General features: G+C 30.5%; 10 protein-coding genes. 9 read left to right on the top strand and 1 reads right to left on the bottom strand.

What is annotated here, in order from left to right; translation table 11 throughout:
- Positions 1-5 precede the first annotated feature (5 nt).
- The 6 genes from Q8S45_RS04790 to Q8S45_RS04765 all read left to right on the top strand — a co-directional run bounded on the left by Q8S45_RS04790 (position 6) and on the right by Q8S45_RS04765 (position 8,138).
- On the top strand, positions 6-1,238 hold the full coding sequence (locus Q8S45_RS04790) for a M48 family metallopeptidase (protein ID WP_305601735.1): 1,233 nt from the start codon (positions 6-8) through the stop codon (positions 1,236-1,238).
- Between the two features lie 44 nt (positions 1,239-1,282).
- A complete protein-coding gene (locus tag Q8S45_RS04785) occupies positions 1,283-3,502 on the top strand; it encodes a bifunctional (p)ppGpp synthetase/guanosine-3',5'-bis(diphosphate) 3'-pyrophosphohydrolase (RefSeq protein WP_305601733.1) in 2,220 nt (739 codons plus the stop codon).
- Positions 3,503-3,603: 101 nt separating this feature from the next.
- A complete protein-coding gene (locus Q8S45_RS04780; RefSeq protein ID WP_305601731.1) occupies positions 3,604-4,047 on the top strand; it encodes a Fur family transcriptional regulator in 444 nt (147 codons plus the stop codon).
- Positions 4,048-4,063: 16 nt separating this feature from the next.
- Positions 4,064-5,335, top strand: coding sequence for an adenylosuccinate synthase (locus Q8S45_RS04775; RefSeq protein ID WP_305601729.1), 1,272 nt, complete (start codon positions 4,064-4,066; stop codon positions 5,333-5,335).
- Positions 5,336-5,385: 50 nt separating this feature from the next.
- On the top strand, positions 5,386-6,942 hold the full coding sequence (locus tag Q8S45_RS04770) for an OstA-like protein (RefSeq protein ID WP_305601727.1): 1,557 nt from the start codon (positions 5,386-5,388) through the stop codon (positions 6,940-6,942).
- Positions 6,939-8,138 carry an aspartate aminotransferase family protein gene (locus tag Q8S45_RS04765; protein WP_305601725.1) on the top strand — a complete coding sequence of 400 codons (1,200 nt, stop codon included), beginning with the start codon at positions 6,939-6,941 and terminating at the stop codon, positions 8,136-8,138. Before Q8S45_RS04770 ends, Q8S45_RS04765 begins: the two co-directional genes overlap by 4 nt.
- Before the next feature lie 102 nt (positions 8,139-8,240).
- On the opposite strand, the gene Q8S45_RS04760 is transcribed toward Q8S45_RS04765, so the two are convergent.
- Positions 8,241-10,424, bottom strand: a complete 2,184-nt coding sequence (locus tag Q8S45_RS04760; protein WP_305601723.1) for a carbohydrate binding family 9 domain-containing protein — start codon at positions 10,422-10,424, stop codon at positions 8,241-8,243.
- Positions 10,425-10,609: 185 nt separating this feature from the next.
- Between Q8S45_RS04760 and Q8S45_RS04755 the strand changes: the two genes are divergently transcribed.
- The 3 genes from Q8S45_RS04755 to Q8S45_RS04750 all read left to right on the top strand — a co-directional run bounded on the left by Q8S45_RS04755 (position 10,610) and on the right by Q8S45_RS04750 (position 13,029).
- Positions 10,610-11,416 (top strand): helix-turn-helix domain-containing protein, encoded by an 807-nt coding sequence (locus Q8S45_RS04755; protein WP_371132981.1) that lies wholly within the window; start codon positions 10,610-10,612, stop codon positions 11,414-11,416.
- A gap of 5 nt (positions 11,417-11,421) precedes the next feature.
- A complete protein-coding gene (locus Q8S45_RS13965; RefSeq protein ID WP_371132982.1) occupies positions 11,422-11,523 on the top strand; it encodes an AraC family transcriptional regulator in 102 nt (33 codons plus the stop codon).
- Between the two features lie 753 nt (positions 11,524-12,276).
- The gene (locus Q8S45_RS04750) at positions 12,277-13,029 is read left to right on the top strand and encodes a slipin family protein (protein WP_305601771.1); all 753 of its coding nucleotides are present in this window, start codon (positions 12,277-12,279) and stop codon (positions 13,027-13,029) included.
- The last annotated feature ends 34 nt before the right edge of the window (positions 13,030-13,063 follow it).

The raw sequence follows: 13,063 nt of genomic DNA, 5'->3' as shown, positions 1-13,063 counted from the left end.
ATAGTATGACTTCAACCCTACTTTTTTATATCCTTATTTTTATATTAATTGCAAATTTTTTATGGGATTCTTTTGTAAATGCACTTAATGCAAAACATTTTAATGACATAATTCCTTCTGAATTAAATGGAATTTATAATGATGAAGAATATTCAAAATCTCAAAAGTATAAACTTGTTAATTATAAATTTTCATTAATTACAAGCTTATTTTCAATAACAATTACATTACTGTTTTTTTTGTTTGATGGCTTTGCATTTGTCGATGAAATTGCCAAAAATAGTACTTCAAATACTATTTTAGTTACTTTAATATTTTTTGGAATTATTTTATTTGGAAGTAATTTACTATCACTGCCATTTTCTTATTATAAAACTTTTGTAATTGAAGAACAATTTGGCTTTAATAAAACAACCCTTAAAACCTTTATTTTCGATAAATTGAAAGGATGGATAATAATGATCGTAGTTGGAGGTGGGCTTTTAGCTTTAATTACCGTTTTTTATGAAAAAACAGCTCATTTATTTTGGCTTTATGCATGGGCTTTAATCACAATTATAAGTTTATTTATTACTTTTTTTTATTCGAGATTTATCGTTCCAATATTTAATAAACAAACTGTTTTAGAAGAAGGTGAATTAAAAGTTGCCATTGAATCTTTTGCTGTTAAAACTGGTTTCAAACTAAACAATGTGTATGTTATTGACGGCTCTAAACGATCGACAAAGGCAAATGCCTACTTTTCTGGTTTTGGATCTCAAAAACGAATTACCTTATATGATACGCTTATAAAAGATTTAGAAACAGATGAAGTTGTTGCTGTTTTGGCACATGAAATTGGTCATTATAAAGAAAAACATGTTATTTATAATCTAGTATTATCTACCATTTCAATGGGTTTTACATTATTTATATTATCCCTATTGGTTGGAAGTTCAATGCTTTCAGAAGCACTCGGAGTTGCTTCAACAAGTTTTCATATTGGTTTAATTGCATTTTCAATATTATACAGTCCTATTTCTGAAATAACAGGTTTATTTATGAATTCGTTATCTCGAAAATTTGAATATGAAGCAGATAATTTTGCTAAAAACAATTTTGGAGCAGAACCACTAATTACATCTTTAAAAAAATTATCAAAAAATAGTTTGAGTAATTTAACACCACATCCGTTTTATGTGAAAATGAATTATTCGCACCCTACTCTTTTTCAACGTATAAAAAATTTAAAAAAATAGGTTACAAATAGTGCTAAATTCAATTAAAATATTATTTTTAGGACATGGCATATAATTTAACAATAGAAGAAGAAAGTAAAGAAATTGCAAGGCAATACAAGGCCTTGCTTAAAGGTGCCTATCAAACATTTACAACTGAAAACAAAAAAGAAATTCGTAAAGCTTTTGAACTTGCCGTTGAAGCTCACCAAAAACAACGCAGGAAAACTGGCGAACCTTATATTTACCACCCAATTGCGGTGGCAAAAATTGTTGCTTACGAAATAGGGTTAGATGCCACATCTATTACTGCAGCCTTATTGCATGATGTTGTTGAAGATTCGGACTATACGTTAGATGACATTGAAAAAATGTTTGGAAAAAATGTAATGACCATTGTAAACGGCTTAACTAAAATTTCTCATTTAAAAAAAGAACCAACCGCTTCGGTTCAAGCGGAAAATTTTAGAAAAATGCTACTCACATTAAATGATGATGTGCGCGTTATTCTAATTAAAATTGCAGACAGGCTGCATAATATGCAAACAATGGACGCCATGCCATTGGATAAGCAACTTAAAATTGCCTCTGAAACATTATATATTTATGCACCATTAGCACATAGATTGGGCTTATATAACATAAAAACTGAATTAGAAAATTTAGGCTTAAAATATACAGAACCAGAGACTTATAAAGAAATTTTTGATCAAATTACCCAAAGTAAAGAGGAACAAAATAAATATATTGAGGCGTTTTCCAATACTATTAAAGAATCTTTAGACCGAGAAGGGTTTGAATATATTATTAAAGGAAGAAGAAAATCTATTTATTCTATTAGAAAAAAAATGTTATCCCAAGGGGTTTCTTATGAAGAAATCTACGATAAATTCGCCATAAGAATAATCTACAATTCCGATTTAAAGAATGAAAAATTTGATGCTTGGAAAATATACTCTATTGTAACAGATCATTTTATTCCTAACCCAATTAGGCTAAGAGATTGGATAAGCCAACCGAAATCTACTGGATATGAATCTCTACATATTACAGTAATGGGACCTTTAGGAAAATGGGTAGAAGTGCAAATACGATCTGAACGAATGAACGAAATCGCCGAGAAAGGATATGCCGCACACTACAAATATAAAAATCACCTTGAGAAAGAAAATGGTTTAGACGATTGGTTGAACAAAATAAAAGAGACCTTAGAAGCCTCCGATAGTAGTGCTGTTGACTTTGTAGAAAACTTTAAATTAAATTTATATGCTAAAGAAATTTATGTTTTCACTCCAAACGGTGACCTAAAAGCCCTACCCAAAAATGCTACAGCCTTAGATTTTGCGTTTGCTATTCACACAGAAGTTGGAATGAATTGCAGAGGAGCTAAAATTAATGGAAAATTAAAACCAATTAGCCAAGAATTATTTAGTGGTGACCAAGTAGAAATTATTACTTCCAAAAGCCAAAAGCCAAATATTGGTTGGTTAGATTTCGTAGTTACTGCTAGAGCAAGAACTAGAATAAAAAACGTTCTGAAAGAAGATCAAAAAAGAATTGCAGAAGAGGGAAAAGAAATTCTTATTAGGAAATTACGGCATTTAAAAATTAATTTAGATGAAAAGGTTGTAAATGAATTAGTAGTGTTTTTTAAACTTAAAACTAGTTTAGACTTATTTTATAGGTTTGGGGTAGGCTCAATTGAAAATGCTCAGTTAAAAAGTTATGTATCATCTAGGTCTAACGCTTTTATGAACTTTTTTAAAAGTAGGATAAAAAGAAGCAACACATCACAAAGCAATGTAGACAAAGATGAAGTACATGATAATTATGATTCACTCGTTTTTGGAAAGGATGAAGAGCAATTAGACTATAAAATGTCGCCATGTTGTAATCCTATTCCTGGCGATAAAGTTTTTGGTTTTGTGACTATAAATGAGGGAATAAAGATTCATAAAAAAGATTGTCCGAATGCTATTAGTCTGCAAGCTAATTATGCTTATAGAATTATGACTGCTAAATGGATAGACTCTACAAAACAGGAATTTAATGCAATTTTGAAATTATATGGTTCAGACCATGTTGGTATGGTTAATGAAATTACCCAAATAATTTCAAAAAATATGGGTGTAAATATTTTAAGCTTAAATATTTCAGGGCAAGATGGCATTTTTGAGGGAAAAATAATGGTGAGCGTTAAAAATAAATCGCAACTTCAAAAATTAAGTGAAAGCATTAAAAAAATTGAAGGAATTGAAACTGTAGAGCGAATTTATAAGCATTAATTATCCACATTTAAAGTTGATAAGTATAATAAACTTAGGGTTCATATTAAAAAATTAGAATTAACTTTGTGAATTAGTTTTACACTCAAATAGGTATTGATATGAGTAATGAAAATCAAAAAATTGTAAAAACAGTTTTTGTTAATTTCCTAGAATCAAACAATCATAGAAAAACGCCGGAGCGATTTGCAATCTTACAGGAAATCTATGATATGGAAGTTCATTTTGACATTGAATCTTTATACATTCAAATGAAAAACAAGAATTATCGTGTATCTAGAGCTACTTTATACAATACTATTGAATTACTTTTAGAATCTGGTTTAGTAAGAAAACACCAATTTGGTCAAAATCAAGCACATTACGAAAAATCGTTTTTTGACAAACAGCACGATCATATTATTTTGACCGATACAGGAGAAGTAATTGAGTTTTGCGATCCTAGAATTCAAATTATTAAAAAAACAATTGAAGATACGTTTCAAATAGAAATTCAGCATCATTCACTGTATTTTTATGGAACAAAAAAAATAAAAAATAATTAAATATAGTTCAAAACAAATGGCTGTAAATTTATTACTTGGATTACAATGGGGAGATGAAGGTAAAGGGAAAATAGTTGATGTGTTAACTGCAAATTACGATATAATTGCTCGATTTCAAGGAGGACCTAATGCTGGACATACTCTAATTTTTGATGGGAGAAAACATGTTTTACATACCATTCCTTCTGGAATTTTTCATGAAAATGCCATAAATATTGTTGGAAATGGGGTTGTAATTGATCCAGTTATCTTCAGAAAAGAATTGGAAAACTTAAAAGAATATAACCTAGATTTTAAATCTAAATTATTAATTTCCAGAAAGGCACATCTTATATTACCTACTCATAGATTGCTTGATGCTGCCAGTGAAACTGCAAAAGGAAAAGCAAAAATTGGTTCAACATTAAAAGGAATTGGACCAACCTACATGGACAAAACAGGTAGAAATGGAATGAGGGTTGGTGATTTAGAAATGAGCGATTGGAAAGAAAAATATCAAGCATTGACTGAAAAACATTTAAAAATGCTCGCTTTCTTTGAAGTTGATATTCAGTTTAATTTAAAAGAATTGGAACTAGAATTTTGTGCAGCGGTTGATGTATTAAAATCACTCACATTTATTGATAGTGAAGAATATTTAAATACGGCTATAAAAAATAATAAAACCATTTTAGCAGAAGGTGCTCAAGGCTCGTTGTTAGACATAGATTTTGGAACATATCCATTTGTAACTTCTTCAAATACAACTGCAGCAGGTGCTTGTACTGGATTAGGAATTGCACCAAATAAAATTGGTGAGGTATTTGGTATTTTTAAGGCATATACTACTAGAGTTGGTTCTGGCCCCTTCCCTACTGAACTTTTTGATGAAAATGGGGAAACTATGTCAAGAGTTGGTCACGAATTTGGTGCAACAACAGGAAGACCTAGACGTTGTGGATGGCTAGATCTAGTTGCCTTAAAATATGCTGTTCAGGTTAATGGAGTAACACAATTAATGATGATGAAAGGTGATGTTCTTTCAGGATTTAAAACACTAAAAGCATGTACATCGTACAACTATAAAGGTAAAGAAATTACGCACTTTCCTTTTAATATTGAAGAGCACAATGTTCAACCAAATTATACTGAATTTAAAGGATGGGCGAGCGATTTAACAACTATGACAGATGTGAAAAAATTACCAATTGAACTTTTAGAATATGTAAAGTTCATTGAAAATTATGTTGAAGTTCCAGTAAAAATAATTTCCGTTGGTCCAGATAGAAAACAAACCATTTTAGTATAATTCAAAGTAATAAATTCTTTTTATTTAAACCAGATTACCATGGTTATTTAATGATGCAACAAACTTTTAAAAAAATATTATTCATTACAATTGTGTTAACTTGTTTCAACGGGATAGCTCAAACAAAAAAAATTAATATTCTTCAAGCCGATAATACATATGTTGATCCTAAATTTCCAGGAGCTACTATTTCCATCGGTAATGTTTTTGTAGAACATGATGGTGCAACTTTACGCTGTGATAAGGCATATATTTATCAAGAGTTGAAATTAGTAAAGGCTTTAGGAAATGTTATTTTAAATCAAGGAGATACAGTAATTCAATATAGTAAATATTCAGATTATAATGGATTTACTAAAATTGCTACTTCTTGGGGAAATGTAGTGTTAAAAGACGAGATAATGGAATTAAAAACCGATACTCTTCGTTTTGACAGAGAAAATCAACATTTATTTTATAAAAGTGGAGGAACTATTAAAGATACCACGAATGTTCTAAAAAGTAAAATTGGAAATTATTATTTAAGAGAAGATAAATTTCAAGCTTTTACAAATGTTGACGTTTCCAATAAATCAAGTAAATTAATTTCCAATCATTTAGATTATTATACCAATACAGGAATTGCAGAATTATTTGGACCTTCAACTATTACAAACGCTAAAAATTCTATCTATACAGAAAAAGGAAAGCATAATACAAAAACCAACATTTCTCATTTTCTAAAAAATTCAAAAATTTATTATGATGACAGAACTATTTCTGGTGATAGTTTGTTTTACAACAGAAATAAGGATTTTGCCACTGCAACAGGCAATATCAAAGTAATTGATACTGTTAATAAAACCACTATAAAAGGGGGCTATGCCGAATATTACAAATTAAAGGATTCTATTTTTATAATAAATAGAGCCGTTGCTATTTCTCAAGTTGAAAATGATTCAATATACATTCATGGCGATAAATTACTGATTACAGGAAAAGTTGAAGACCGAACATTTAAAGCATTCAAAAATGTAAAATATTTTAAATCAGATTTACAAGGAAAATGCGATTCATTAGTTTCATTTGAAAAAATTGGGTTGACTAAGTTCATTAAAGATCCTATTATGTGGGCACAAGGAAATCAGATTACTGGAGATGTTATTCATTTAATTTCTAATACTCAAAAAGAAACACTCGATTCTTTAAAAATATTGAATAATGCTTTCATGATTCAAAAAGATTCCGCTGGTTTTAGTCAGTTAAAGGGTAAAAATATGTTTGGAAAATTCGAGGATAATAAGCTTATTTCTTTACATGTAGTATCCAACAGTGAGGTGCTCTTTTATATCCGAGATGAAGTTCAAAATCTAATTGGAATTTCTCAAATGAGAAGCAGTAATAACATTTTTATTCGCTTCGAAAATAATGAAATTAGTACCATTGATTATAATAAAAAACCTGAAGGAAAAACCTATCCTCCGTCTAAAATAAAAGAAAATGACAAACTCCTGAAAGGTTTTATTTGGAGAGAAAGTGAACGCCCTATAAATAAAGATGCTATTTTTATCCATGATAAAGTTGTAATTGATCCAAAAGAAAAAACACCTGTTAACATTAAAAATTGAAAATAGATTTTTTAAAATACCAAGCTCAAACATCACCACATCCTTTAGCAATTGAAATTTCACACGCAAATGGATGTTATATATTTGATATAAAAGGAAAAAAATATTTAGATTTTGTTGCCGGAGTTTCTGCCAACACCTTAGGTCATAACAACATAGCTGTAAATAATGCTATTAAAAATCAAATTGATAGGTATACCCATGTAATGGTTTATGGTGAATTTATCCAAGAACCTCAATTGAAATTAACCAAATTATTGGCTCAATTTTATCCCGATAAATTAAACTGTACATACCTTACAAATTCTGGTACTGAAGCTACTGAAGGTGCATTAAAACTTGCAAAACGATTTACTGGAAAACCCAATATTATAGCTGCAAAAAATGCTTATCATGGCAATACACAAGGTTCAATGAGTGTTTGTGGAGCAGAAAAACAAAATAGTGCATTTAGACCATTAATTCCTGGAATTAAATTTATTGAGTTTAACAATACCGATGATTTAGTATATATAACTACTGAAACTGCTGGGGTTATTTTAGAAACTATTCAAGGTGGTGCAGGTTTTATTGAACCTCAAAATAACTATCTTAAAAAAGTTAAAAATCGTTGCGATGAAGTTGGTGCGTTATTAATTTTAGACGAAATACAAACTGGAGTTGGAAGAACTGGTACTTTTTTTGGATTTGAAAATTACAATGTTGTACCAGATATTGTTGTTTCTGGAAAAGGATTAGGGGGTGGAATGCCAATTGGAGCATTTATTTCTTCTACAGAAATTATGAGTTGCTTAAAAGAAAATCCAAAATTGGGCCATATCACAACTTTTGGTGGTCACCCAGTAATTGCTGCAGCAGGAGTAGCTACAATTCAGACCTTACTTAACTTAAATTTAATGGCAACCATCCCATTAAAAGAAAAACTAATTAGAGATTCATTACAGCATTCTTTAATTAAAGAAATTCGAGGCAAAGGTTTAATGCTTGCTATAATAGTAGATTCAGGTGAATTGGCATCCAATATTATTCTAAGATGTTTGGAAAAAGGCCTACTATTATATTGGTTGTTATTCGAAGAAAAAGCGGTAAGAATTTCTCCACCACTAACCATAACAAAAGATGAAATTTTAGAAGGTTGTAATATTATTATTGAATCTTTAAATGAAATACTTCCAGAAATTCAATTAAATTCTTAACTAAGTAATAAGATTAATTCTTGAGCTTTTAAAACGTTCATTGTTATAAATGAACAGAATAATATTAGACTTATTGCTGTTTTCATTTTCTCTGTTTTTAATTTATAAATTTAACCAATATGTGAGTTTTAAGTTAATTGACCTAAATCTTGGTTCAAAAGTTTCCGTAAAATAATTGTCATTATAAACCAAAAATAAATCAGATAAAGGCGCAAAACGCCATTGTAATCTTGAATTAATTCCAAGGTTATCCCTTTGGTTACTATATTGTACAATTGTTGTCCAAAATAATTTTTTATTGAATGTAATATCAATTCTTGGTGTTACTAACCATAAATCTGTGCTTGGGTGTGGTGCAGGCAATCGAATACCATCATAATTAACATTGAGACTAAATTGTGCCCAAGGTTGAACTCTATAAGCCAATGTACCTCCAACTGAATATATATTACCATTAAAAAATTCGCCTAATGTTGTACCAAAAGAATAGGTGAACAAACCTGTATTATTTGATGTATAGACAGTATTGATTTGATTAAAAGTATAACCCTCATCACCTGAAAGTGGAATACCTCCTTCTGTTTGAGTCGGGTCAAAATTATTTGTAAGATATATGTTTTGATTGCTTAAGTGCGTAGTTAAGTTGGCTTGGTTTTTAAAGTCTATCACCCAGCTCGCACGAAATAAATGATCTGTTAGCTTATGCTTTAATGTAGGTCGCCAATAATTAATTAACAGTAATTGCGCACTATATCTGTTAATAAAATTTCTGTTTTTAGGAAAGAAAAATCGCTGAATAGAATTGCCTACCTTAAAAATATCGCTTCGAGGCACAAAGCCTAAATCGGCTTCAAAATCATTATCTACATACACCCAATCTGATATTAACAACCACTTATTTTTATTATATTGTCCAACGGCTTGTGCCGAAAAGTTACCTTTTGTATCATCTGGTTGCAGTGATTTATGAGTATAAAACCTACCTGTCCATACATTATCTGATGAAGCTAAATTATAGTCTATACCAATCACTCGATTATATTTTTCATTGTCATCAACAAAATCATAATCACCAACGGTTTGTCTGTTTACAATAAATGCACCAATGTTAGAACGACTAGCAACTTTCCTATGCAAAGCAAACATCATATTGTTATTAGATGGAATTTCATTGGCTTCATCTGCTGCTGTTTGAATATTTAAAAATCCTAATCGCCAATTTTGATTGAGTTTACCGCTTAATCTCGCACCTCCAATAATATCGTTTTGTATTAAATTACCAGTCTTATCTCTAGCTAATCCAATTCTTCGGGAAAAAAAAGGACGTGCTTCACTAAATAAGTTTCCAAAAGAATCGAATAAATCACTATTATCTATGAAGAACTGACGTTTTTCTGGTAATCGCAGTTCAAAACGAGTGAGGTTTGTAAAAATATCATCAACTTCAACATTACTGAAATCTGGATTGACTGTGAGGTCGAGGGTCATACCATTTCCAATAGCTACTTTAACATCTCCACCAAATTTTAAATCATTATCGGAGTTATCAGTAACAAAATCCTTTTTTGAAAGTGCATTGATATAAGGAATTACAGCAATAGGTGTTCTTGATTTGACAAGTGGCTTTTCAAAGACCAATTCTCCCATAAAGGCGAGGCTGGATAATAGTTGCTGTTGAGGAACTTTCACCCAAGTGGATTGTTCATTGGTTTGAATATTCCAACGATAACATCTCATGCGCCATTTAGTAGCGCCTTCCTTAAATTTTAGTGAAGTTAAAGGAATGGCAATTTCAACAATATAAAAATCATCGTATTGAATACTTTCTGCCTGCCATTTAACATCCCAGTTATTGTTAAAATTAGAACCTCCTTCAGAAACTAATCCTTCCCTTTGCACGCCATAAGGTGTGACTCCAAAAAAGAAAGCATTGGTACCATCGTTAAACGTGTCAAAAAGCAAAGAGACATTGTCGTTTGTAAGCGCATTAAAATCTCTCTTTAAAGAAGAAACCACATAATCCTTATTTGGAGCCATTGCTTTAATTCCCACATAAAGAGTTGTTTCGTTATACAAGATTTTAAAACTTGTATCATGTGCAGCTTTTATAGTATCATTAGGGAAATATTGAGCAAAGTTTTCGCCTGTATCAGCGGTTTTCCAAATATCTTCAAATAATCCATCTATTTCAATTGTTGAATTAATATATTTTGCTGTAATATTTTTTGATATATTTTGTGCCAAAACACAATTATACAAGAAAAGTAGAATTACTATTAACCCCATTTTTCTTATTCCTATTCTGCACTTAATTCTGAATTGATTCAATACCATATTTCAAAATTACAAAATCAATATCATCTGTGTTATACCAAGATTACAGAATTGCATACCATTTTTACTGATTTAAGCTATGTTATTTGATTAATAGTATAACAATACCTTATCTTTAATAAAAATTAAGTTGGATTATGGATAATTTTTTGAACATCAATTCAGTTGCAGATTATTGTAGTATTAGAAATCAAGAGGTACTGCATCCCTTGGTTAGTTTAATCGATTTTGAAAACGTTAATGAAGAAGGATATGTAAACAAAAAACATGATGGTTTTCACTTTAAGTGTTATGCTATCTTTTTAAAAGATGCCAAAGGATGTAAAATAAAGTATGGAGGTAAACCATATGACTATGACGATGGCACGCTTGTTTTTATTAGCCCTAATCAAACTATAGAATATGGCGGTTACAAACCTGACTTCGTGCCAAAAGGATATGCATTATTGTTTCATCCTGACTTGTTATTGGGGACTGATTTGGCAAGAAAAATGAATCAGTATTGTTTTTTCTCTTATTCCACAAATGAAGCTTTGCACCTTTCAACCAAGGAGCGTAAAGTTATATTGAGTGTTTTTGATAAAATTCAATTCGAATTGGAGCAAAATTTAGATAAGCATAGTAAAAAGTTGATTGTGGCCAACATAGAACTGTTTTTGGATTATTGTTTGCGTTTCTATGACAGACAGTTTCTCACACGTGAGTTTGTGAATCAAAGTTCTTTGGAAAAATTCGACATGCTTTTAAGCGATTATTTTGCTTCAGACAAGCCACAAAAACATGGATTGCCAACTGTTGGCTATTTTGCTGACCATTTGCATTTATCTTCTAATTATTTTGGAGATTTAGTAAAAAAAGAAACAGGGATTTCTGCTCAAGAGTATATACAAACAAAGCTTGTTCAAGTAGCTAAGGAAAAAGTTTTGAACTTGATAAGTCAGTAAGTGAAATTGCTTATGAACTAGGATTCAAATACCCACAGCATTTTAGTAGATTATTCAAACAAAAAGTTGGTTTTTCACCTAAAGATTTTCGTTCGTCCATTAACTAATATTGAAAGTAATTCATTTCACACCCATTATGCTTCCCTCCTACAGAGTCTCATAAAAAGTGTTTACTCGCTACTCCTTTATTTTTTAAATAAGAGTTCGTGAACCTCATTCCTCGGTTTCATTAACATTGCAAAAGAAACTTTTTAGTATAAAACTTTTCAATAAACTATAGTATTGCCATGCGATAGCTGGCTCAATCGCTAAAAAGGTCTACTAGTCCTTTTCTAGACGCTCTGCCCTTCTTTTAACCAAATGGAGTTTACGGTATTCGCAAACTCCTATTTATAAAATAACAAGGAAGTGAGCAAAGCAAAGTAACCCTTCGGCCAAAAGCTCAGGACGGGCCCCACGCTAACACTATAATACAAATAAATAGTAATTACTGTATAGCTGTTTTTCAGGCTATTTACACATAATTGTAGATATAGTGCCTTTAGGTCTATTTCGTATGTATTTATGTTAATAATTTGCCAGCCTTTTGAGTATCATTTTATACTAAAATAAATATAATTAATTATAAAATAGCTCTTTACATGTGTTATTTTTTTAAAATTCATTATGATATATGGTCTATTTTTTGTACTTTGTAATGGCTCTCTAATAATTTCAAAATATACCAAACAGGTAGTTTTGAGCTTAGTTATTATAAATGGGTTCTCTTTTGTATACTTTTTTAAAACAGATTAACGTAGAACCTATTGCCTTACGTTCAATTAAAATAATTAAAAAATCAAGTTATCATGAATCCTTTGATGTTATTTAGCGCTATTATTGTGCTATTCTTTTTCGCCGGTATTCGAATTATATACGAATATAAAAGAGCTCTTAAATTTAGATTTGGAAAATACATTGAAACCCTTAAACCTGGTTTTAGGTGGATTATTCCAATAATAGATTCTATACAAATTGTTGATATTCGCGTTATCACTATCAATATTGTTTCACAAGAAGTCATGACGGAAGATAATGTGCCTTGTAGCATTGATGGCGTTGTATTCTTTAAAATAAATAACCCTGAAAAAGCTGTTTTAGAAGTTGAAGAATACAAATTTGCAATTACACAATTGGCTCAGGCTGCTTTACGAGATGTTTGTGGAAAAGTAGAATTGGACACCATACTCTCTAAACGTGAAGAAATGGGCAAAAACATAAAAAATATTGTAGAGCAACAAACCCGTGAATGGGGCATTGAAATTAACGATGTAAAAATTAAAGACATTCAACTCCCAGAAAACATGAAACGAATGATGGCAAATCAAGCGGAAGCAGAGCGCTCTAGAAGATCCCGTATTATCTTGGCATTGGCTGAAGAACAGGCAGCTGGAAAACTATTAGAAGCTGGTAAATTAATAGATCAATCCCCCTCTGCTATAAAATTACGCTTATATCAAACCTTATCTAATATTGCGGCTGAAAACAACTCAACTATCATATTCCCGTTCCCTGAAGAAGTCTTGCATCGTAAAACACTATCAGGAGATAACAAAACTAAATTATTCGAATAAACTACAAAGTTGTGTTCTTTTTAGTTAGAAATGA

The organism is Lutibacter sp., from assembly GCF_030692605.1.
In the GTDB taxonomy this organism is placed as follows: Bacteria; Bacteroidota; Bacteroidia; order Flavobacteriales; family Flavobacteriaceae; genus Lutibacter.
This window is presented reverse-complemented; position numbering and strand designations above follow the sequence as displayed.